Origin of the sequence: Mesorhizobium sp. LNJC391B00 (assembly GCF_000502535.1) — a bacterium.
GTDB lineage: Bacteria > Pseudomonadota > Alphaproteobacteria > Rhizobiales > Rhizobiaceae > Mesorhizobium.
Window position 1 is genome coordinate 267,489 of sequence record NZ_AYWI01000003.1, and the last position, 21,611, is coordinate 289,099.

Sequence of the window (21,611 nt, forward strand, 5' to 3'; positions counted from 1 at the left end):
GGTGTGGGCGTCAGTGCCACGGCCGACGTTACAGTCACTGGCACAGGATCGGTGAGTGGTGGCACTGGCGGCCGAGGTGGGACCAATGGCAACAGCGGCAGCGGTGGTGGCGGCGTCGGCATATTCTCGTCCGCAAACGTGTTTGTAGAGGCGGGCGGCAGCGTTACCGGCGGCACGAGTCTCTCCACAATTGGGGTCCAAGCAGGTGGTGGCGGCGGCGCAGCTGCCATCGTCCTGATGGGCGGCGGGACAATCCAGAACAGCGGGAATCTGCTCGGGGGTGCCGGTGGAAGAACAGTTCTCGGCGGCGGTGGGGACGGTGGCGCCGCTGTTCTGCTGCTTTCAGGTGGAACCGTCATCAACAAGCTAGGTGCGACGATCGTTGGCGGCAGTGGCGGTCAGGGCTCCTTGGCAGGCGGCGATGGCGCCGCAGGGATCAAGGGCGCCAACATCGCGGTCATCAATGCGGGTACGATCAGCGGCGGTGCCGTCGGCACCGGTGGCGGAACGCCGGCAGCCGGCAAAGCCATCCAGTTCACCGGCGGCGTCAATTCGCTGGAGATTCAGGCCGGCTCCACCATCACAGGCAATGTGGTCGCTTTCAGCGCCGCGGATACATTCAAGCTGGGTGGCGATATCAGCGCCAGTTTCGGTGTGTCGCAGATCGGCGCTGGCGCCAAATATGACGGGTTTGGGTTCTACGAGAAAACCGGAAACAGCACCTGGACCCTAACGGGGACGACAACTGCCGTCACGCCTTGGACCTTGTCCGGCGGGATCCTGCAGATTTCGAACAATGACAATCTGGGCGCCCTCTCGGGCGGCTTGACCTTCGACGGCGGCACGTTGCGCACGACCACCAGCTTCGCCACCAATCGCAATGTCCTGATCAATTCGACCGGCGGGTTCGACACGGTGGCAGGCACGCAGTTGGACGTGTCAGGCCAGGTGACCGGCACCGGCACACTGGTCAAGAGCGGCGCCGGCACCCTCAACGTCACCAATTTGTCCAACAGCTATACGGGTGGCAACATCGTCAATGCAGGAACGCTTGCCGGCAACACCGTGGCGATCCGTGGCGACATCCTGGACAACGGCGCTGTCTCGTTTCTCGACCTCGGCCCCCACACCTTCGGCGGAAATATCTCCGGCTCGGGCAGCGTCGACATCGAAGGCTTCGGCACGCTGACGCTGACCGGTGCCAACACCCACAGCGGCGGCACGAAGGTCGGGACCGGCAAAAGCATCTCGGTCGCGTCGGACCAGAATCTGGGTGCCGCGACGGGCCTGCTGACACTCGACGGCGGCGAACTCGGCACGACAGCAAGCTTCGCCATGAGCCGCGATGTCAACCTCACTTCCGCCTATGGCTACTTCCGCGCGGCGGCGGGTACGACGCTGACCGCCAATGGCGAGCTGAGCGGCGTGGGCGGCGTCTACAAGGAGGGCGCCGGCACCCTGGTGCTCAAGGGCGACAGTACCTATTCCGGCCGCACCACCGTCGACAGCGGCAAGCTTATCGTCGAGGGCTCGCTCGGCAGCACCGAAACGACGGTCAACAGCGGCGGCACGCTGGGCGGCTCCGGCTCGATCGGCGGCGCGGTGATCGTCGCCGATGGCGGTGTGCTGGCGCCGGGGTCCAGCCCTGGCACGCTTACGGTCGGATCGCTCAGCCTGAGCTCCGGTTCTATGCTCGACTACGAGCTCGGCCAGGCGGGCATTGTCGGCGGCGGTGTCAACGACCTGATCGAGGTGACCGGCGCGCTGACGCTGGACGGCAGCCTCAACATCACCGATGTCGGCGGCTTCGGGCCTGGCGTCTACCGGCTAATCAATTATGGCGGCGCACTCACCGACAATGGTCTCGAGCTCGGCAATCTGCCGGCCGGTGTCACGGCCGCCGACCTGACGGTGCAGACCTCCGTCGCCAACCAGGTCAATCTCGTCAGCAGCGTCGGCACCGACTTGCTCTTCTGGGATGGTGACGCGGCCGGCAATGCCAACAATGATCTGGTCGACGGCGGCAACGGCACGTGGACGGCGACAAGCCTGAACTGGACGACGAGCACCGGCCTGGTAACTGGCGCGATGAAGCCGCAGCCCGGCTTCGCCATCTTCCAGACGCTCGGCGGCACCGTCATCGCCGACGGCAGCGCCGGCGCGCTTGCGATTACGGGCATGCAATTCGCCGCCGATGGCTACCGCATCGAAGGCGACGCCATCACGCTTGATGGCGCTGGCGGCGAGAGCATCATTCGGGTCGGCGACGGCACGGTGGCCGGAGCAGGTTACACCGCCACCATCGCCTCCGTGCTAACCGGGACCAGCAGCCTGACCAAGACCGATGCGGGCACGCTGGTGCTGTCCGGCGCCAACACCTACACGGGCGGCACCACCGTCCTGGGCGGCGTGCTATCTGTTTCAGCCGACAACAATCTCGGCGTTGCCGCTGGCGGCCTAACGCTCTCCGGCGGGACGCTGCGCAACACAGCGGCGTTCAGCTCGGCGCGCGACGTCACGCTTTCGTCGGCCGGCGGCACCTTCGACACTGTGGCCGACCTGACCTTGTCCGGTGCGATCTCTGGCGCTGGCAGCCTTGCCAAGACCGGCGCCGGCACGCTGACGCTTACGGGAACGAACAGCTATGGCGGCAACACGTTGGTCAGCGCTGGCACGCTGGTCGGCGATGCAACCTCGATTCGTGGCGACATCGGCAATTCCGGCACTGTCGTGTTCGACCAGGCGGCGGACGCCAGCTTCGCCGGCGATATCTCCGGCACCGGCGCAATGATGAAGGATGGCGCCGGCGTGCTGACGCTGTCAGGCACGTCGCTGCTGGACTGGACCGTCAATCAAGGCGGCCTCGTCTCGGCAGCCGAGCGCTTCGGTGGCGATGTCGCGATCGGCGCCGGCGCCTCCTTCACATTCGACCAAGTCGCCTCCGCCAGCTATGCCGGCGTGTTCTCGGGCGCCGGTACGTTCATCAAGGACGGCCAAGGCACGCTGCTGCTTGCGTTGGACAACTCAGGCTTTACCGGCGCCACTACGGTCAGCGGCGGCACGCTTGCCGCGGGCGCTGCGAACGCGTTCAGTTCCTCCTCGCAGTTTTCCGTCGCCTCGGGCGCCACGCTCGATCTTGCGGGCACGTCCCAGACGATTGCGGGGCTGAGCAACGCCGGAACGGTGCGCATCGCGGGTGGCGTCCCAGGCGACACACTTACCGTAAGCGGCGACTATGTCGGCAATAGCGGCGCCGTCGTTCTCAACGCTGCGCTCGGTGGTGACGGTTCGCCGACAGACATGCTGGTGATCGCCGGCAACACGTCAGGGACGGGTACCCTTCAGGTCGTCAATTTCGGCGGGTCGGGCGCCCAAACGGTCGGAGGCATCAAGATCGTCGACGTCGGCGGCGTCTCGAACGGCAGCTTCTCGCTCGACGGCAATTATACCTTCGAAGGCGATGCAGCGGTCGTCGCGGGCGCCTACGGATACAGGCTCTACAAGAACGGCGTCAGCACACCGGCCGATGGCGATTGGTATCTGCGTTCGGCCCTGGTCAACGGCGATCCCGATCCGCAGCCACTCTATTCGCCCGGCGTGCCGCTGTACGAGGCCTATGAAGGGGTGCTGCAGGCCTTCAATGAACTGGGCACCATGCAGCAACGCATTGGCAATCGGTCGTGGGGCGAGGGTGCTACGCCGCAAGGTGCGGACCTGCCAGGCCAGGGCTCGGTCGACGGCAAGGCGATATGGGCGCGCATCGAAGCTGCCCATGCCGAGATCAAGCCTGAGACGTCGACCTCCGGCACGAACTATGACGTGACCACCTGGAAGCTGCAGGCCGGCATCGATGGCCTGCTGCACGAAAGCGACGCCGGTACCCTGATCGGAGGGATTACGGCCCACTACGGAACCGCGTCGTCGGACGTCTCCTCGATCTTCGGGGCAGGGTCGATCGCTGCCACCGGCTACGGCGTCGGCAGCACGCTCACCTGGTTCGGCAGCGGTGGCTTCTACGTCGACGCGCAGGCCGAGGCGACATGGTATGACAGTGACATCCGGTCGGCCACGCTGGGCACCACGCTTGCGGACGGCAACAACGGTTTCGGCTACGGGCTGAGCATCGAGACCGGACAGAAGATCGCCCTCAACGGCAACTGGTCGCTGACGCCGCAGGCCCAGCTTGCCTATTCCTCGGTCGACTTCGACGCGTTCACCGACCCGTTTGGCGCCGTCGTGTCGCCCGGCAGCACCAACAGTCTCGTCGGCCGCCTCGGCCTCTCCGCGGACTATGAAGACCAGTGGGTGGACGATGCGGGGCAAGTCAGCCGCACGCACATCTATGGGCTCGGCAACCTTTACTACGACTTCCTCGACGGAAATGATGTCGATGTGTCTGGCACGAAACTGGTCAGCGAAAATCAGGCGCTGTGGGGCGGTGTCGGCCTTGGTGGCTCGCTGAGCTGGGCGGACGGTCGCTACGCCGTCTTCGGAGAAGGGACAGCGCGGACAAGCCTCAAGGATTTTGGCGATAGCCACGCCCTGGGCGCCAAGCTCGGGTTCGCTGTGAAATGGTAGCGGCGATCAAGCTGGACATGTCGACTTTGGCTTGAGGGTCGTGTCCGGCACGGCTATGGAATCCGGACTTGCGGGCCACCCGGCTCGTCGCCCTCGGACGTTTCCTTACCGGCTGCCGGCATCAAGTACCAGGCTCGCATCCGAAGCACCCTGGCGGTCGATCACAGGGATGCCAGCGCGCTGGACATGCGCTCCAGTCCTTGGCGCAACAGAGGACGCGGGCAGCCGACATTCAGGCGAATGAAGCCTTCGCCGCCAGGCCCGTAGACGCGGCCATCGTAGAGATTAACCCCGGCCCGAACTGCTGCTGCGGGTAGCCGGTTGATGAACTTGCCAGCCGAAAGCGTTTGCGCAAGGCAAAACAGCCGGTCGGCCCCGCGCCTCCTTCCCCTACGTAAGAGGTGCGATGTCGCGGGGTTCAGTCCTTGTGCGGGACGATATAGCGACTGCTCACCGAATCCGCCCCTGTGCCCCGCGTGACGACAACGGTCCTGTATCCCGCGGGAACGGAACCTGTAGCCATCGGATCGATTAAACGGCATCGTCCGACAATCTCCCCGTTGGGCGCGTCCGCGAGCCTCCTCGCTAGCGTCAACCGGCATGTGTCAAGGGATCCGAAAACGGCCGGTGATGTATCGAGTGGTTCGCAGACTCCGGGGCTGCAAGAAAGCAAAACTAGCACAGCAGCCGTTACCGGATCCATTTTTGAAGTTCCCTCCGCGAATGAGCCTCAACGCGCTATGTCGCAGTTTGTTTCATTAGGCCCGGTTGTGCCGAGCCCGGCCAGCAGGGGCAGGAAGCCATGCCCACTATATCGCGCTGCCGGAATCGCCAGACGCCGGCAGTCAGTGGTGGGTCTTTCGATCCGCGAGCGTAACCGCTTCGTCTATTTGTTGGCGCAGGCGGGTGAGGTCGTCCAACCGAAAATCAAGCGGCAGTTCCGCTCCACTCTCCAATCGGAGAAAGATGGCTACAGTGCCGTCCTCTTTCATGGCCAGTTGAGTGCTCGTTATAGAAATGCCCTGCAGTTTTGGTGTCCTTTCGGCAGGAAGAGTGGCGACGAGCTTTCCCATCTCGGCCGAGAGGGCAGCAATTGCCAAAGGAACACATTGTGCGGAGAAATCGAGTTGGAATCTCTTTGTGTCGATTGATCCAAATGTGACCGACACCGTGCCTAAGGCGGGGTCGATCCCAGATGCTAAAACTACATCCAGAACCGGAGCCTTCATAACCGTGTCCGCCATGGCGTTCCCCCGCTTTGTTGAATCGCAGCAAATCATCATCCCTGCGCCGGCACAAGGACACGCCCAACGCTCCCCGCCAACCATGGGATCTACGCCTTGTCGACAAGTCGCGTCTTCCGCTTCGGCGCTACGTAGCTCTCCACTAAGCGAGCGTGGAAATTCGAACTCGGCGCAATGATAACCCACAAAGACCCAATCTTGCCGTCTATGGACCGGGCTTTTTCGTTGTGTGAGGCGTGACGGCGAATTAGGATTACGAGACCCGACATCGCTGTGAGGGACAAGCAAATGCTCCGCCGCCACGAGACTCAAGATATCCGGCTGGGCAAGGTACCGAAGAGTTGCTACCGTCGAGTTTCCCCGGTTATGGCAGATCGATAAATAGTCCAAAAAAAACACAAAAACAACACGTTATGGCGGAGAGAGCGGGATTCGAACCCGCGTTACGGTCTCCCGTAAACACACTTTCCAGGCGTGCGCCTTCAACCACTCGGCCACCTCTCCGTCTTGCATTCGCGCCGGCCGGTTTTGCCACGCGGGTTGGGGAGATGCATCCCTTTGGGATTTGCGGGAAGACCCGCTTGATGGACACCGCCAACCAGCGGATGCCCTTCCCGGCGCCCGTCAATTAAACAGGCGCGGGGCTCATCTAGTCGATCCGGCGCCGAATGCCAAGCCATAACGGCAGTCTATTCGCTTTGCCGGCCATGCATCGTTTCGCGGGGCTTTGAACGGCTCCGCTTCTAAGGCGCTTCGGTTCTGAATGGTGTGCACGGGCAAGGCGGCAGGGCCGGCCGCGCTTGACTTCGCCCCTCGCCACCTGTCGAGTGCGGCGGAGGCTTTGCGGGGGCAACGTCCAGACATGACATCGAGCAATGAACAGCCGGCCAGCGGAACGCCGGCCGGAGGCATGCCAGGCGGGCTGACGCCCGCAGGGCCTCCGGACAGCGGGCTGTCCTTCGTGCCCGTGGTCTGGCTCCTCTTCGTCATGGCATGGTCGGTCTACTGGCTGGTCTCGGCGCGGTGGCTGTTCGAGAGTTCCGGCCTGCCGGACAGGGTCTTCTATTTCGTGCTTGGCGGACTGGCCTTCGACATCGTCACCATCGTGTGGGGGCTTTATCTGCTCGGCCTCGCCTTAAGCCGTTCCGCGCGCTTTCCGCGTCATTTCACCATCTGGCAGCTCACCACCATCGCCTGGCGGCTGGCCGAGCAGGTCTATGCGCTGACCGTGCCCGATTTCACCGTCTCCGCCAGGGAGCTTGCGATCGCCGCCACCGAAATCGTCATCGGCCTGTTTTGCATTTACCTGCTTCGCCGCCGCGACGAGGCCAAGGCCTTTTATGCAAGGCCGGAAGCTCAGGCACCGTCAGCCTTTAGTTCGATCGTCGCCGCGCTGGCCGGCATCACCCTCGGCGCCGTCGTCGGCGCCGTCGCCGGCTTCGCGCTCGGCGCGGGGATCGCCGAAGCCACCGACATCAGCTGTTTCGAAGGCGGCTGCGGCTACTTCGCGGTGTTCATCGGCCTTGCCGGGCTGGTGGTCGGGGCCATTGGCGGCGGCGTCCTTGGCGTCTGGCTCGTCCATCGGCGGAGCCGAAAGGTGGCCATATAGGCGGGCGATAGGCTTCAAATTCGCGTATGGTGATTGCACGCCGGGCGTGCGCATTCTATTCCTCGCCTTGACCGGAAGGTCCTCGGGAGGAACTTGAGGACCGGGGAAGATTTCGATGTTGCGTTTTTTGTTTCGCCTCGCCGCCATGATCGCACTCTCGGTCGCCGTCATCATGGCCGTGCTCGACGCGACGCGCTCGGTGGCGGCTTCCGCATTGGTCATGACGCCGCTGAATTCGAGCTGGCTGGCGGTTTCGCCCGACACCCGCGCGGCCTTCGAGACCTTCGTGCGCGCCAAGGTCAATCCGATGATATGGGATGGCGGCATCGCCTGGGTGCTTGCCCAGCCGGGGTTTGCCGTGTTCGCGGTGCTTGCCTTCATCCTCTATGCGATCGGCTACCGGCGCCGGCGGCGCGGCGGAGAGTTCGCGCCGGGCTGATGGGTTGTCCCAGCGGACTGCGACGACAACGCGGCAATCGTCCACAGCTGTCACCGCATTGGGCATGTTTTTCCAACGGGGGGCATGCTTTTCCAAAAGGTCAAAATTCCGCGTGAATTTTGTTTCGGGCCGTGCCAGATTGCCTTGAGCGGGAGGGGAGTACACTCCTGGCTGATGCCGCATGCCTGCCGGAGAACCGGGCAGACGGGCGGCGCGTAACGGAAAAAAATAACCGACAGGGTGTGGATCACATGAAACGTATCGTTCTCGGCCTCCTGGCCGCAACCGCAATGGTTCTTCCGGCTTTCGCCGCGGATGTCCAGCCGGCCATCCTCTACGATCTCGGCGGCAAGTTCGACAAATCCTTCAACGAGGCTGCCTATCACGGCGCCGAAAAGTTCAAGACTGAGACCGGCACCGCCTATGTCGAGTTCGAAGTGTCGAACGCCTCGCAACGCGAGCAGGCGCTGCGCCGCTTCGCCGAGGACGGCCGCAACCCGATCGTCATGGCCGGCTTTGCCTGGGAAGATGCGCTGAAGGTGGTCGCGAAGGAATATCCCGATCTCAACTTCGCCATCATCGACGATGCCGTCGATATGCCCAATGTCCGCTCGCTGGTCTTCAAGGAAAACGAAGGCTCCTATCTCGTCGGCATCCTGGCGGCGATGGCCTCGAAGTCCAAGAAGGTCTCCTTCATCGGCGGCATGGACATTCCGCTGATCCGCAAGTTCGAATGCGGCTATGTCGGCGGAGCCAAGGCAGCCGGTGCGACCGACGTCATCCAGAACATGACCGGCGACACGCCGGCGGCGTGGAACGATCCGGCCAAGGGCGGCGAGATCGCCAAGACGCAGATCGACCAGGGCTCCGACGTGGTCTATGCCGCGGCCGGCGGCACCGGTGTCGGCGTGCTGCAAGCAGCGGCGGATGCCGGCAAGCTCGGCATCGGCGTCGATTCCAACCAGAACGGCCTGCAGCCCGGCAAGGTGCTGACCTCGATGCTGAAGCGCGTCGACGTGGCCGTCTACACCGCCTTCATGGACGGCAAGAACGGCACCTTCAAAGGCGGCCTGCAAAATCTCGGCCTCAAGGAAGGCGGCGTCGACTACGCCATGGACGACAACAACAAGGCGCTGGTCACCGACGAAATGAAGGCTGCCGTCGAAAAGGCCAAGGCCGACATCATCGCCGGCACGATCCAGGTGCACGACTACACCGCCGACAACGCCTGCCCTTATTGATTGGTAAGCGCTGAGGTTTGGAACCGCCGGGTGAAAGCCCGGCGGTTTTGTTTGAGGGCTTTAAAGGACGTTGAGGATTGGCGGAGGTCCCGGCGACGTCCGATCTCCCCCCTTGCGGGGGAGATGCCTGGCAAGGCAGAGGGGGGGTGCTGTCCCGCCGACGTCTCGGCTACTCGAAGATCAGACAAAAGGTTGGCGATCCGTCACACCCCCCTCTGGCCTGCCGGCCATCTCCCCCGCAAGGNAGGGTGATGCCGGCATTCCCGCCCACCCCCCTCTGGCCTGCCGGCCATCTCCCCCGCAAGGGGGGAGATCGGCAGTTCCGGCGTTGCGGGTCCTTCTTCGCAAGAATCCATATGCGATTGCCTTGGACGTCAGGGCAGAAGCGCACCGCCGGTCGACAACAAGCCCAAGAGATAACCCAGCGCAAACACCACCATCAGCGCAATGGCGATAGCGAAGCCGCGTCGGCCACCGAGCGAATGCACGCCGACGCCATAGGGCTTCCGCTCCAGTCTGCCGATCACCGGCTTCGCTTCGTCCTGGCCGACCACACGCATCTGCGGCAGTTCGGCGATGCGTTGCGAGATCAGCCGCCAGCGATCGCCGTCGCCCGAGGGCCGCCCCGTGCGGTCGAAGACATGCATGCGCTCGGCCAGCCGCATCACCGTGTCGCGGAAGGCGGGATCGATCTCCAGGTCGCGCTCGGCACGTTCGCGGTCGCGATCGTTCATCAGGCCAAGCACATAGTCGCCCGCCCGCGCAACGCGATCGCTTTCACCCGCCATCGGCTTCTCCTTGCTACCAGTGCGGCGGTTTGGTTATCGGCACGTCGGGTGCCGATTGTTCCTCCAGCGCCATGAAGCGCCCGGTCAGCGCATCGAGCTTGCGCTGCATGCGTTCGATCGCCGTCCACTGCTCGACGATCTGGCCCGACAGTTCCTCGATGGTCTTTTCCTGTTCAGCGGCGCGGATTTCCAGCGTCGTCAGCCGGTCGACAGGCATGATCATTCGAAACTCCCTAGGTCTTGGTGCACGCAGTTGCAGCATGATGATGCGACTGTTGACCCTTGCATATTAGTGAATGTGAAGGTCTGCGGCCACGTTCGAAATTGACAAGCGCACCGGGATTTGTCGAGAGTGGCCACTGCGCCGCCAATTGGCACGGGCGGGGCATCATGCTAGGCGTTTTGACCAAGCGATAAAAAAATAAGAGTGGGACAGGCTGCATGGCGCAAGCCGCAATCGAACTGATCGGCATCAACAAGAGTTTTGGCGCCGTTCGCGCCAATCGCGACATCAATCTGGAGATCGCACGCGGCACCATCCACGGCATCGTCGGCGAGAACGGCGCCGGCAAGTCGACGCTGATGTCGATCCTCTACGGCTTCTACCAGGCCGACAGCGGCGAGATCCGTGTCGGCGGCAAGCCGGCGTCGATCAAGACTTCCAACGACGCCATCGCGCTCGGCATCGGCATGGTGCACCAGCACTTCATGCTGGTCGACAATTTCACCGTGCTGGAAAACATCATCCTCGGCGCCGAAAGCGATGCGCTGTTGAAAAAGAGCATCGCCAAGGCGCGCTCCGAACTGGAGCGGCTCGAGCGCGAATACGGGCTGGAAGTCGATCCCGACGCCATCATCGAGGAATTGCCGGTCGGCCTGCAGCAGCGTGTCGAAATCCTGAAGGCGCTTTATCGCGGCGCCGAGATCCTGATTCTCGACGAGCCGACGGGCGTGTTGACGCCGGCCGAGGCCGACCATCTGTTCCGCATCCTCAGGCAATTGAAGGACCAGGGGAAAACGGTGGTGCTGATCACCCACAAGCTGCGCGAGATCATGGCCATCACCGACAATGTCTCGGTCATGCGCCAGGGCACGATGGTGGCGACGCGCGAGACCAGCAAGACGACAGTCGGCGAACTGGCCGAACTGATGGTCGGGCGGCGCGTGCTGCTGCGGGTCGAAAAGGGCGAGACGGAGGCCGGCGCGGTCAAGCTCGCAGTCAAGAACCTGACGGTGAAAGACCAGCGCGGCGTCACCATGGTCGACGACATCTCCTTCGATATCCGCGCCGGCGAGATCGTCGGCATTGCCGGTGTCGCCGGCAACGGCCAGTCCGAACTGCTCGAGGCGATTTCCGGCATCAGGCGCGCGGTTTCCGGCTCGGTGATGCTCGACGACAAGCCGATCGACCTGACCGGGGCCGCCGATCCCGGCGAGTTGCGCGACCGTGGGCTCGCCCATGTGCCGGAGGACCGCCATCATGTGGGCCTGGTGCTGGCCTTCGAGGAGAACGAGAATTCGATCCTCGGCTACCATGACGACCCGCGCTACCTCAAAGGGCCGTTCCTCAACATCGACGCCATCATGGCCGATGCCAAGGACAAGATCGAGAAATACGACATCCGTCCCGGCAATCCGCGTCTCAAGACGGCGAATTTCTCCGGCGGCAACCAGCAGAAGATCGTGCTGGCGCGAGAAATGGAGCAGGATCCCGGTGTTCTGATCGTCGGCCAGCCGACTCGCGGCGTCGATGTCGGCGCCATAGAATTCATCCACAAGCGGCTGATTGCCATGCGCGACCAGGGCAAGGCGGTGCTGGTGGTGTCGGTCGAACTCGACGAGATCCGTTCGCTGTCCGACCGCATCCTGGTGATGTTTGCCGGGCGCATCGTCGGCGAACGTGGCCCCGAGGCGACCGAAGGCGAGCTTGGCCTGCTGATGGCAGGCGTCGATCGCCAGGAGGCGGCAGAGTGAGCACGCCTTACGCCAAGCTGCCGGCCTGGGCCGATTATGGGCTGGTCCCGCTGATCAATCTGTCGGTGGCCTTCATCGTTGCCGGTTTCGTCGTCATGCTGGTCGGCGAAAACCCGTTTCGTGCCGCCGTCATCCTGGTCGAGGGCGCTTTCGGCAAGGGAACCGGCATTGCCTTCACGCTGTTCTATGCCACCACCTTCATCTTCACCGGCCTGTCAGTGGCGGTGGCCGCACATTGCGGCCTGTTCAACATCGGGACCGAGGGCCAGGCCTATATTGCCGGCCTTGGCGTGGGCGTGGTCTGCCTCGCCTTCGACACTGTGCTGCCGTGGTGGCTGACCTTTCCGCTGGCGATCGTCGCCGGAGCCGCCGTCGGTGCGCTGTGGGCGCTGATTCCGGCCTATCTGCAGGCCAAGCGCGGGTCGCACATCGTCATCACCACCATCATGTTCAACTTCATCGCGGCCTCGATCATGGTCTACCTCCTGGTCGGGCCGTTGAAGCCGGCGGCGTCGCAGGCGCCGCAGACGCGCAACTTCCTCGCCGGCGCCGAACTGCCCAAACTCAACTGGATCATCGAACTGTTCGGCGCCAAGATCCGCTCGGCGCCGTTCAACATCTGCTTCCTGCTGGCGCTGCTCATGGCATTCCTGGTCTGGCTGCTGATCTGGCGCACCAAGCTCGGCTACGAGATGCGCACCTATGGCCACAGCCCGAAAGCGGCGCGCTATGCCGGCATTTCGGAGACCCGCATCATCATCATCGCAATGATGATTTCGGGCGCGCTGGCCGGCATGATGACGCTGAACCCGGTGATGGGCGACCAGCACAATGTGGCGATCGATTTCGTCTCCGGCGCCGGCTTCGTCGGCATCGCCGTGGCGCTGATGGGCCGACTGCATCCGGTCGGCATCGTGCTGGCGGCGATCCTGTTCGGCATGCTCTACCAGGGCGGCGCCGAACTTGCCTTCGAAATGCCGGCGATTTCCCGCGACATGATCGTCATCATCCAGGGCTTGGTCATCCTGTTTGCCGGTGCGCTGGAGCACATGTTCCGGCCCTACGTCCAGGCGCTGTTCGCCTCGTTCAGTCCAAGGTCGGTCGGCATCGAAGCGGTCAAAGGGAAGGGCGCCTGAGATGGACGTCTTCATCGCCATCGTGCAGATCCTGGACTCGACCATACGCCTGTCGGTGCCGCTGCTACTCGCTTGCCTCGCCGGCCTCTATTCGGAACGCGCCGGCGTTTTCGACATCGGGCTGGAAGGCAAGATGCTGGTCGGCGCCTTTGCAGGTGCGGCCGCCGCTTCGGTCTTCCATTCGGCCTTCCTCGGTCTCGGCATGGCGATCGTGATGTCGGTCGCCTTTGCCCTGGTGCACGGCTTCGCCTCGATCACCCATCGCGGCAACCAGATCGTCTCCGGTGTGGCCATCAACTTCGTCGCCGCCGGCTCGACCATCATTCTGGGCCAGGCCTGGTTCCAGCAGGGCGGGCGAACGCCGGCGCTGCAGCCGGGCGAGCGTTTCGAGGCCATCACTCTGCCTGGTGCTGCCGCGATCCACGATGTGCCCATCATTGGGCCGATCTATTCCGAGCTGCTCTCTGGCCATTCGATTCTGGTCTATCTCGCTTTCGCCATGGTGCCGTTCACCTGGTGGGTGTTGTTTCGAACCCGCTTCGGCCTGCGCCTGCGCGCCGTCGGCGAGAACCCGGCCGCCGTCGACACCGCCGGCATCTCGGTCGCCTGGCTGCGCTACCGGGCGCTGATCTGCACCGGTGTGCTGACCGGCATTGCCGGCGCCTACCTCTCGATGGTGCAGAATGGCGGCTTCGTGAAGGACATGACCGCGGGCAAGGGCTACATCGCACTGGCGGCGCTGATCTTTGCCAAATGGCGACCGGTCAACGCTATGTTCGCCTGCCTTCTGTTCGGCTTCCTCGACGCGGCGGCGATCCGCCTGCAGGGTTCGCCGCTACCGTTGATCGGCAAGGTGCCGGTGCAGTTCATGCAGGCGCTGCCCTATGTGCTGACCGTGATCCTGCTTGCCGGCTTCATCGGCAAGGCGATCCCGCCGCGCGCCGGCGGCGTGCCCTATGTCAAGGAACGTTGATCCGGGCGCCCAGGAGCACTGTGTCGAACATGCGGCTGGTGCTCGAAAGGCGCCAGGAAACGCAAATGGCCGGGTTTTGAACACGATCGTCGGAGAGAACGTCTAGATGTCGCATGATCTGTTCGAAGCCGCGCAGGAGGCCATGGCCAAGGCCTACGCGCCCTATTCGAAGTTTCCGGTGGGTGCGGCGTTGCGCACCGAAGACGGCCGTGTCTTCACCGGCGCCAACATCGAGGTCGCGTCCTATCCGGAAGGCTGGTGCGCCGAGACCACGGCGCTCGGCCATTACATCATGGGCGGTGGCGGCAAGATTGTGGAAATCGCCGTCATTGCCTCACGCATGGCCAAATGCTCGCCCTGCGGCGGCTGCCGGCAAAGGCTGGCGGAATTCTGCCGGCCGGACACAAAGCTCTATCTTTGCGACAACACCGGCGTGGTCGAGACCGTGACCATGGGCGACATGCTGCCCTACGGGTTTCGTGGCGACATTTTGAAGTGAGAGTTGGCTGATATGAAGGAAGCTCTGGACCACCTCGTTGAAAGACTGGACGGGTTGGCGCCAACAACGGCGATGGTGCTGGGGTCGGGCCTTGGCGGGCTTGTCGACCAGGTCGAGAATGCCGTGCGCATCTCTTATGCCGACCTGCCGGGTTTCCCCCGCAGCGGGGTGACTGGCCATGCCGGCGAGGTGGTCGCGGGGCTTTTCGCCGGCACGCCGGTGCTGATGCTGTCCGGCCGCGCCCATTACTACGAGCACGGCGTTGCTGCTGCAATGCGGCCGGCGCTGGAGGTGCTTGCCGGCATCGGCATCACCAAGCTGATCCTTACCAATGCCGCCGGCTCGGTCGATCCCGACATGCTGCCAGGATCGGTGATGCTGATCACCGATCACATCAATTTCTCCGGCTCCAACCCGCTGATCGGCGAACCGAGCGACCGCCGCTTCGTCGGCCTGACCGAAGCCTATGATGCCGGCTTGCGCGCGGCGATCGAACGGGCGGCGAAGGCGACAGGGACGGCGCTGCACAAGGGCGTCTATATGTGGTTTTCCGGTCCGTGTTTCGAAACCCCTGCTGAAATCCGCATGGCGCGCGTCATGGGCGCCAATGCGGTAGGGATGTCGACCGTGCCGGAGGTCATTCTCGCCCGCTTCCTTGGGCTTCGCGTAGCCGCCTGTTCGGTGATCACCAATCTCGCCGCCGGGATGACCGGGGCGGAACTGTCGCACCAGGAGACCAAGGACATGGCGCCGATCGGCGGCGCACGGCTGGCGACGATCCTTGCGCATGTGTTCCAGGATGGGTTGCCGGAGCCGAAGGGCGCTGCCTGATGCTTCCGCAGGAAATCATCCGCCGCAAGCGCGACGGCCAGAAACTGTCCCCGCAGGAGATTTCGGCCTTCGTCGCGGGCGTGACTTCGGGCAGCGTCTCGGACGGCCAGGTCGGCGCCTTCGCCATGGCCGTGTTCTTCAACGGCATGAACCGCGACGAGGCGGTGGCGCTGACGCTCGCCATGCGCGATTCCGGCGATGTGCTCGACTGGTCGGACCTGCCGGGTCCGGTCACCGACAAACATTCGACCGGCGGCGTCGGCGACAATGTCTCGCTGATGCTGGCGCCGATCGTCGCCGCTTGCGGCGCCTATGTGCCGATGATCTCCGGCAGGGGCCTTGGGCATACCGGCGGCACGCTGGACAAAATGGATGCCATCCCAGGCTATATCAGCCAGCCGGATATCGCGCGCTTCCGCAAGACCGTGCTCGAGACCGGCTGTGCCATCATCGGCCAGACCGCCGATCTCGCGCCCGCCGACCGTCGCCTCTATGCGATCCGCGATGTGACCGGAACGGTGGAATCGGTGCCGCTGATCACTGCCTCTATCCTGTCGAAGAAACTCGCGGCCGGCCTGCAGTCGCTGGTGCTCGACGTCAAGGTCGGCAATGGCGCCTTCATGGAGAAGTCGCGCGACGCGACAGCACTGGCCAACAGCCTGGTCGAGATCGCCAACGGCGCCGGCCTGAAGGCCTCGGCGCTGGTCACCGGCATGAACGAGCCGCTGGCGTCGGCTGCCGGCAACGCGGTCGAGGTGCGCAACGCCGTCGATTTCCTCACCGGGAGGCTCCGCGACAAGCGACTGGAGGATGTGACGCTGGCGCTGGCCGCCGAGATGCTGCAATCGGCAGGGCTGGCGTCGTCCAATCAGGACGGTCTCAGGCGCGCGGCCGAGACGCTAGCCGGCGGCCGCGCGGCGGCCGCCTTCGCACGTATGGTCGCAGCCCTTGGCGGTCCCGCCGATTTCGTCGAGAAGCCGGAAAAATATTTGCCGAAAGCGGCGGTGGAGTTTGCGGTCAAGGCGGCAGGCAACGGCTTTGCCACCGGCATTGCCACCCGCGATATCGGCCTTGCCGTGGTCGGGCTCGGTGGCGGGCGTACGCGGCCGGACGACAGGATCGACCATGCGGTCGGCATCACCAGGCTGCTGCCGCTCGGCGCCGAGGTGCGGACCGGCGAGCCGCTGGCGCTCGTCCACGCCCGCACGCAAGCGGAGGCCGAAGCGGCCGCAGCCGCCGTGCTTTCGGCCTATACGATCGGGGCGTCGAAACCAGCCGCCGACAAGACTGTCATCCGGCGCGTGCTGCCGCGCGGGTAGCGGAAGGCGCTACTGCACCAGCAACAGTGTGCCGTTTTCGACCTGGTATTTTGCCAGCCGCTGCAAAAAGCTCATGCCGATCAGGTTGGTGCGCAGCGCCTTGTCGTCGAGGACCACGGCCTGGATGTTGTCGACGCTGATCTTGCCGATCTGCAGGCGGTCGATGTTGACCACAGCGGCCCTGATCGCGCCATTGGCGGTGTTGACCTGCTGGTTGAAGTCCGACGGGTTGAGCGAGATGCCGATGCGGCGCGCCGTCGAGGTGTTGATGGCGACCAAAGTGGCGCCGGTGTCGATCATGCCGTCGACCTGGCGGCCGTTGAGCTTGAAGGCGGAGGTGAAATGGCCGCGCTCGTCAGCCGCCACCAATACTTTGCGCCCAGTGGGCAGCGGTGCGGCCGGCTTGCCGGGAACCGAGGCCATGTTCAGTTCGGGCTGAGGCTGCGCGGACGGCTTGCCGGCGACGGTCGACTTCAACAGGTTGTCGAGAATCTGCGGATTCGACTGATAGACGATCGGGATCGATGCCGACGTTCCGGCGAACACGCCCAGAATGACAAGCTTGCGCAGCATGAATGGACCTTCGTGAAGGCCCATTCTTGCCCACGTATGGTGTGTGCCGCTTTAACGCCAACCCGAAACCGCGGCTTTGCGTAAACGGGCGGTAAACGACTGGATGCCAGCTGGCCTTGCCAGCTGCCGTCATTTGGTTCCGTACATGCGGTCGCCGGCATCGCCGAGGCCGGGCATGATGTAGCCCTTCTCGTTGAGCTGGCGGTCGATGGAAGCGGTAAAGATCGGGACATCCGGATGCGCCTTGGTGAAGCGCTCGATGCCTTCTGGCGCCGCCAGCAGGCAAAGGAAGCGGATGTTGGTGGCTCCGCGCTCCTTCAGCTTGTCGATGGCCGCGATGGCCGAGTTCGCGGTCGCCAGCATCGGATCGACGACGATCACCAGCCGGTCGGCGAGATCGCTCGGCGCCTTGAAGAAATATTCCACCGCCTCCAGCGTTTCGTGATCGCGGTAGAGGCCGACATGGGCGACGCGGGCCGCCGGGACCAGGTCGAGCAGGCCTTCGAGCAGGCCATTGCCGGCGCGCAGCACCGAGGCGAAGACCAGCTTCTTGCCTTCCAGCGTCGGCGCTTCCATGGTTTCCATCGGGGTTTCGATGGTCGTCGTCGTCAGTTCGAGGTTGCGGGTGACCTCGTAGCCGAGCAGCAGCGAGATCTCGCGCAGCAGTCGCCGGAAGCCGGCGGTCGACGTCTCCTTCTTGCGCATGATGGTCAGCTTGTGCTGGACAAGCGGGTGGTCGACGACGGTGACGCCCTGCATGGGTTGCTCCAGTGAATGGTGAATAGTGAATAGTGAATAGTGAGCAGGTTTGCGAGTCCCGATGGATCGATCATTGCCGTTGACAGGCCGAACCGCCGGCAAACCAATCACCAGTCACCAGTCACCTCTTCGCATCGAGCCGGGCAAGCAGCGCGCTTTTCGTCTTCCTGTCGACGAAAGCCGCTTCGATCGCCGTCCTGGTGACGGCGGTCAAAGCTTTTTCATTCATGGAGAAATGCTCGGCGGCGATGTCGTATTCGCGCTTCAGCGAGGTCCAGAAATAGGGTGGGTCGTCGGAGTTCAGCGTCACCTTGCAGCCGGCCGCCTGCAGGGCAGGCAAAGGGTGATCGGCGAAACTGTCGTAGACTTTGAGCGCGATGTTGGAGCCGGGGCAGCATTCGAGCACGATGCCCTCATCGGCGATGCGGCGCACCAGGTCGGGATTTTCGATGGCGCGCACGCCATGGCCGATGCGCGAGGGGCGGATGTGGTCGAGTGCGGCCTGCACCGTCTCCCAGCCGGTCAACTCGCCGGCATGGATGGTGATGCCGAGGCCCGCTTCGCGGGCGATCTCGAAGGCCCTGACATAATCCTCCATCTCGCCCATGCGCTCGTCGCCGGCGACGCCGAAGCCGGTGACCAGCGGATTTCCGCAGCGCGCCGCAAAGCGCGCCGCCTGCTCGATCGATTCGACGCCGACATGGCGTACGCCGGTGACGATCATGCGGCCCTCGATGCCGGTCTTGGCTTTGGCGCGCAGCATGCCTTCGCCGAGCGCATCGGTATAGGCCTTGGGCGACAGGCCGGCCCTGACGGCATGGTCGGGCGAGGTGAAGACCTCGGAATAGATGGCGCCGTCGCGGGCAAGGCTGGTCAGATAATGGTCGGCGAGGCGGGCATAATCCTCCTCGGTGCGGAACAGGTCGGCGGAAAAATCATAAGCCGCCAGGAACGAGGTGAAATCATGCCAGACGAAGGAGCCGTTCTGGATATAGGGCGAGGTGTCCTTGCCGTATTTCTGCGCCTGACGGATGACGAGTTCGGGCGCCGCTGCCCCCTCGATGTGGCAGTGCAGTTCTGCTTTCAAAGGCATGCAGTTATCCCGTCTCATCAGTCCAGGCCGTAAAGCCCACCACCTGGAAGCGCGGCCGAACACCGCGCCTTAAACAATAGCGCCCGCACCATCGATCGGCTATGGTCCCGCCGGTTTTATGACGGATCAAAATAATGTCAGTTGAGAGAACCACGGCCGCGGGCGGCATGGAAACCTCCTATGGTTTCAAGAAGGTAGGGCCAGGCGACAAGCAGCCTCTGGTCAACGATGTTTTCCACAAGGTGGCGAACCGCTACGACCTGATGAACGACCTGATGTCGGCCGGGCTGCACCGGCTGTGGAAGGATGCCATGGTGACATGGCTCAATCCGCCGAAACGTCCGGGCTGGAAAGTGCTTGACGTGGCGGGCGGCACCGGCGACATCGCCTTCCGCATTGTAGACGCCAGCCATGGCAACACGCATGCCACGGTGCTCGACATCAACGGCTCGATGCTCAGCGTCGGCCGTGACCGCGCGGAGAAAAAGCGCCTGTCCGGCAACACCGATTTCGTCGAGGCCAATGCCGAGGAACTGCCTTTCACCGATAGCACCTTTGACGCCTACACCATCGCATTCGGCATCCGCAACGTGCCGCGCATCGATGTCGCGCTGACGGAAGCCTTTCGCGTGCTGAAGCCCGGCGGACGGTTCCTGTGCCTGGAGTTTTCCGAGGTCGAGATGCCGCTGCTGGACAAGGTCTACGAAGCCTGGTCGTTCAACGCCATTCCGCAGATCGGCAAGATGGTGACGGGCGAGGGCGAACCCTATTCCTACCTGGTCGAATCGATCCGCAAATTTCCCAATCAGCAGAACTTTGCTGCCATGATCACCCGCGCGGGCTTCGAGCGCGTGTCGTTCCGCAACTATTCCGGCGGCATTGCCGCCCTGCATTCGGGCTGGAAGCTTTGAGGCACCACAGTTTGCAGCAGCAGGGTAGGCGATGAGCAGCGTCGGCGCCGCCTTTCGGCTCGCACGGGCCGGCTGGGTGCTGGTTCGCGAAGGCGTGATCGCAGCATTGCCTGGCGACGAACTCGGCGGCCTGCCGAAATTCGGCTGGCGCATGGCCCGGCTCTTCACCCGCCGCCGCGCGCTCGCTTATGAGCGCAGCGACCGGCTGGCCAAGGCGGTGGTCCGGCTCGGACCCTCCTACGTCAAGCTCGGCCAGTTCCTGGCGACGCGGCCTGATGTCGTCGGCAACGACATGGCGCTCGACCTCGCCATGCTGCAGGACAAGATGCACACTTTTTCGCAGGCGGAAGCGGTGGCGGCGATCGAGGGCTCGCTCGGGCGCAAGATCGGCGAACTCTATACGCAGTTCGGCGGGCCGGTCGCGGCGGCCTCCATCGCCCAGGTTCATCCCGCGCAAGCCATGCATGACGGTGTCGATACCAAGGTGGCGGTGAAGGTGATCCGGCCTGGCGTGCGCCGCCGCTTCTTCCAGGATCTCGAAAGCTATTTCCTCGCCGCTCGGCTGCAGGAGAAATACATCCCGTCGTCGCGCCGGCTGCGGCCGGTCGAGGTGACCGAGACGCTGGCGCAGACCACCAAGATCGAGATGGATCTTCGCCTCGAGGCGGCCGCACTTTCGGAACTGGGCGAAAACACCAAGGACGATCCGGGCTTCCGCGTGCCGTCGGTCGACTGGGAGCGCACCGGGCGCGATGTGCTGACCATGGAATGGGTCGACGGCGTCAAGATGAACGACATCGCCGGCCTCGCGGCGGCGGGGCACGATCTGAAGGCGATCGCCACCAACCTGATCCAGTCGTTCCTGCGTCACACGCTGCGCGACGGCTTCTTCCATGCCGACATGCATCCAGGCAATCTGTTCGTCGAGGCCAATGGCAATATCGTCGCCGTCGATCTCGGCATTGCCGGACGGCTCGGCAAGAAGGAGCGCCGGTTCCTCGCCGAAATCCTCTACGGCTTCATCACGCGCGACTATCTGCGCGTCGCCGAGGTGCATTTCGAGGCCGGCTACGTGCCGCGTCAGCACAATGTCGCGGCTTTCGCGCAGGCCATTCGCGCGATCGGCGAGCCGATCCATGGCCAGCCGGCTGAAACCATCTCGATGGCGAAGCTTCTGACGCTGCTCTTCGAGGTCACCGAACTGTTCGATATGGCCACGCGGTCGGAACTGATCCTGTTGCAGAAGACCATGGTGGTGGTCGAAGGCGTCGCGCGCACGCTCGACCCGGCCTTCAACATGTGGAAGACGGCCGAGCCGGTGGTCGGCCAGTGGATCGCCGGCAATCTCGGCCCGAGCGGCCTGCTGATGGACGCGCGCGACGGCGCCAAGGCGCTGCTGGCGCTGGCCCGCCAAGCGCCCGATCTTGCCGCCCGCACCGAACGGCTGTCGCGCGAGATCGATTTTATGGCCGAACACGGCCTGCGCTTCGACGAAGCGACATCGCGCGCCATCGGTAAGGCCGAAGCGCGCTACACCCGCTCCGGCCGCATGGCGCTGTGGGTCATCGCGCTGACGCTGGTGTATATCGCGTGGAAGCTGCTCTGATCGCTTGCAACGCTAGCAACTGTGGTGCTAGCGTTGCA

Annotated in this window: 18 protein-coding genes and 1 tRNA gene; 12 read left to right on the forward strand and 7 right to left on the reverse strand. The window is 63.9% G+C overall.

Annotated elements, in window-relative coordinates; all coding sequences use genetic code 11:
- Positions 1 to 51 precede the first annotated feature (51 nt).
- Complete coding sequence (locus X750_RS1000000163645; protein WP_156932373.1) at positions 52 to 4,578, forward strand: autotransporter outer membrane beta-barrel domain-containing protein; 4,527 nt, start codon at positions 52 to 54, stop codon at positions 4,576 to 4,578.
- An 845-nt stretch (positions 4,579 to 5,423) separates the two neighbouring features.
- On the opposite strand, the gene X750_RS155695 is transcribed toward X750_RS1000000163645, so the two are convergent.
- Positions 5,424 to 5,822, reverse strand: a complete 399-nt coding sequence (locus tag X750_RS155695) for a hypothetical protein (RefSeq protein ID WP_023747094.1) — start codon at positions 5,820 to 5,822, stop codon at positions 5,424 to 5,426.
- 414 nt (positions 5,823 to 6,236) lie between these two features.
- Positions 6,237 to 6,326 (reverse strand) — tRNA-Ser (locus X750_RS155690).
- 358 nt (positions 6,327 to 6,684) lie between these two features.
- Between X750_RS155690 and X750_RS155685 the strand changes: the two genes are divergently transcribed.
- The 3 genes from X750_RS155685 to X750_RS155675 all read left to right on the forward strand — a co-directional run bounded on the left by X750_RS155685 (position 6,685) and on the right by X750_RS155675 (position 9,111).
- Positions 6,685 to 7,431, forward strand: coding sequence for a hypothetical protein (locus tag X750_RS155685; RefSeq protein ID WP_023747096.1), 747 nt, complete (start codon positions 6,685 to 6,687; stop codon positions 7,429 to 7,431).
- Positions 7,432 to 7,546: 115 nt separating this feature from the next.
- Positions 7,547 to 7,870, forward strand: a complete 324-nt coding sequence (locus X750_RS155680) for a hypothetical protein (protein WP_023747097.1) — start codon at positions 7,547 to 7,549, stop codon at positions 7,868 to 7,870.
- Between the two features lie 251 nt (positions 7,871 to 8,121).
- Positions 8,122 to 9,111: a BMP family ABC transporter substrate-binding protein gene (locus X750_RS155675; RefSeq protein ID WP_023683177.1), complete on the forward strand. Its 990-nt coding sequence runs from the start codon at positions 8,122 to 8,124 to the stop codon at positions 9,109 to 9,111.
- 374 nt (positions 9,112 to 9,485) lie between these two features.
- On the opposite strand, the gene X750_RS155670 is transcribed toward X750_RS155675, so the two are convergent.
- Complete coding sequence (locus X750_RS155670; protein ID WP_023747098.1) at positions 9,486 to 9,899, reverse strand: hypothetical protein; 414 nt, start codon at positions 9,897 to 9,899, stop codon at positions 9,486 to 9,488.
- A 13-nt stretch (positions 9,900 to 9,912) separates the two neighbouring features.
- Positions 9,913 to 10,119: a SlyX family protein gene (locus X750_RS155665; RefSeq protein WP_198020972.1), complete on the reverse strand. Its 207-nt coding sequence runs from the start codon at positions 10,117 to 10,119 to the stop codon at positions 9,913 to 9,915.
- A 221-nt stretch (positions 10,120 to 10,340) separates the two neighbouring features.
- Between X750_RS155665 and X750_RS155660 the strand changes: the two genes are divergently transcribed.
- The 6 genes from X750_RS155660 (at position 10,341) to deoA (ending at position 16,631) form a co-directional block, all read left to right on the forward strand.
- Positions 10,341 to 11,873 carry an ABC transporter ATP-binding protein gene (locus X750_RS155660; protein ID WP_023747100.1) on the forward strand — a complete coding sequence of 511 codons (1,533 nt, stop codon included), beginning with the start codon at positions 10,341 to 10,343 and terminating at the stop codon, positions 11,871 to 11,873.
- Entirely contained in the window at positions 11,870 to 13,009 is a 1,140-nt protein-coding gene (locus X750_RS155655; protein WP_023747101.1) for an ABC transporter permease, read from the forward strand. Before X750_RS155660 ends, X750_RS155655 begins: the two co-directional genes overlap by 4 nt.
- A gap of 1 nt (position 13,010) precedes the next feature.
- A complete protein-coding gene (locus X750_RS155650; protein WP_023683182.1) occupies positions 13,011 to 13,982 on the forward strand; it encodes an ABC transporter permease in 972 nt (323 codons plus the stop codon).
- Between the two features lie 106 nt (positions 13,983 to 14,088).
- Positions 14,089 to 14,481 (forward strand): cytidine deaminase, encoded by a 393-nt coding sequence (gene cdd / locus X750_RS155645; RefSeq protein ID WP_023683183.1) that lies wholly within the window; start codon positions 14,089 to 14,091, stop codon positions 14,479 to 14,481.
- A gap of 12 nt (positions 14,482 to 14,493) precedes the next feature.
- Entirely contained in the window at positions 14,494 to 15,312 is an 819-nt protein-coding gene (locus tag X750_RS155640) for a purine-nucleoside phosphorylase (RefSeq protein ID WP_023686468.1), read from the forward strand.
- Positions 15,312 to 16,631: a thymidine phosphorylase gene (deoA, locus tag X750_RS155635; protein WP_023740922.1), complete on the forward strand. Its 1,320-nt coding sequence runs from the start codon at positions 15,312 to 15,314 to the stop codon at positions 16,629 to 16,631. Before X750_RS155640 ends, deoA begins: the two co-directional genes overlap by 1 nt.
- Before the next feature lie 9 nt (positions 16,632 to 16,640).
- Here deoA and X750_RS155630 read toward each other — a convergent pair whose 3' ends face one another.
- The 3 genes from X750_RS155630 to X750_RS155620 form a co-directional block, all read right to left on the reverse strand.
- The gene (locus X750_RS155630) at positions 16,641 to 17,204 is read right to left on the reverse strand and encodes a TIGR02281 family clan AA aspartic protease (protein ID WP_023747102.1); all 564 of its coding nucleotides are present in this window, start codon (positions 17,202 to 17,204) and stop codon (positions 16,641 to 16,643) included.
- A gap of 129 nt (positions 17,205 to 17,333) precedes the next feature.
- Positions 17,334 to 17,963: a uracil phosphoribosyltransferase gene (gene upp, locus X750_RS155625; protein ID WP_023747103.1), complete on the reverse strand. Its 630-nt coding sequence runs from the start codon at positions 17,961 to 17,963 to the stop codon at positions 17,334 to 17,336.
- Between the two features lie 121 nt (positions 17,964 to 18,084).
- Entirely contained in the window at positions 18,085 to 19,056 is a 972-nt protein-coding gene (locus X750_RS155620) for an adenosine deaminase (RefSeq protein WP_023671130.1), read from the reverse strand.
- Positions 19,057 to 19,190: 134 nt separating this feature from the next.
- On the opposite strand from X750_RS155620, the gene ubiE reads away from it, so the two are divergent.
- Together ubiE and ubiB are read left to right on the forward strand one after the other, a co-directional pair.
- Entirely contained in the window at positions 19,191 to 19,967 is a 777-nt protein-coding gene (gene ubiE, locus X750_RS155615; protein ID WP_023747104.1) for a bifunctional demethylmenaquinone methyltransferase/2-methoxy-6-polyprenyl-1,4-benzoquinol methylase UbiE, read from the forward strand.
- Between the two features lie 31 nt (positions 19,968 to 19,998).
- Positions 19,999 to 21,573 carry a 2-polyprenylphenol 6-hydroxylase gene (gene ubiB / locus X750_RS155610; RefSeq protein ID WP_023683189.1) on the forward strand — a complete coding sequence of 525 codons (1,575 nt, stop codon included), beginning with the start codon at positions 19,999 to 20,001 and terminating at the stop codon, positions 21,571 to 21,573.
- Positions 21,574 to 21,611 lie beyond the last annotated feature (38 nt).

What these genes read in the sequence shown, in the direction of transcription:
- X750_RS155695 (WP_023747094.1), bottom strand. Translation starts at nt 5,822, where the DNA reads ATGGCGGACACGGTTATGAAGGCTCCGGTTCTGGATGTAGTTTTAGCA.
- X750_RS155685 (WP_023747096.1), top strand. Translation starts at nt 6,685, where the DNA reads ATGACATCGAGCAATGAACAGCCGGCCAGCGGAACGCCGGCCGGAGGC.
- X750_RS155680 (WP_023747097.1), top strand. Translation starts at nt 7,547, where the DNA reads ATGTTGCGTTTTTTGTTTCGCCTCGCCGCCATGATCGCACTCTCGGTC.
- X750_RS155675 (WP_023683177.1), top strand. Translation starts at nt 8,122, where the DNA reads ATGAAACGTATCGTTCTCGGCCTCCTGGCCGCAACCGCAATGGTTCTT.
- X750_RS155670 (WP_023747098.1), bottom strand. Translation starts at nt 9,899, where the DNA reads ATGGCGGGTGAAAGCGATCGCGTTGCGCGGGCGGGCGACTATGTGCTT.
- X750_RS155660 (WP_023747100.1), top strand. Translation starts at nt 10,341, where the DNA reads ATGGCGCAAGCCGCAATCGAACTGATCGGCATCAACAAGAGTTTTGGC.
- X750_RS155650 (WP_023683182.1), top strand. Translation starts at nt 13,011, where the DNA reads ATGGACGTCTTCATCGCCATCGTGCAGATCCTGGACTCGACCATACGC.
- cdd (WP_023683183.1), top strand. Translation starts at nt 14,089, where the DNA reads ATGTCGCATGATCTGTTCGAAGCCGCGCAGGAGGCCATGGCCAAGGCC.
- X750_RS155640 (WP_023686468.1), top strand. Translation starts at nt 14,494, where the DNA reads ATGAAGGAAGCTCTGGACCACCTCGTTGAAAGACTGGACGGGTTGGCG.
- deoA (WP_023740922.1), top strand. Translation starts at nt 15,312, where the DNA reads ATGCTTCCGCAGGAAATCATCCGCCGCAAGCGCGACGGCCAGAAACTG.
- X750_RS155630 (WP_023747102.1), bottom strand. Translation starts at nt 17,204, where the DNA reads ATGCTGCGCAAGCTTGTCATTCTGGGCGTGTTCGCCGGAACGTCGGCA.
- upp (WP_023747103.1), bottom strand. Translation starts at nt 17,963, where the DNA reads ATGCAGGGCGTCACCGTCGTCGACCACCCGCTTGTCCAGCACAAGCTG.
- X750_RS155620 (WP_023671130.1), bottom strand. Translation starts at nt 19,056, where the DNA reads ATGCCTTTGAAAGCAGAACTGCACTGCCACATCGAGGGGGCAGCGGCG.
- ubiE (WP_023747104.1), top strand. Translation starts at nt 19,191, where the DNA reads ATGTCAGTTGAGAGAACCACGGCCGCGGGCGGCATGGAAACCTCCTAT.
- ubiB (WP_023683189.1), top strand. Translation starts at nt 19,999, where the DNA reads ATGAGCAGCGTCGGCGCCGCCTTTCGGCTCGCACGGGCCGGCTGGGTG.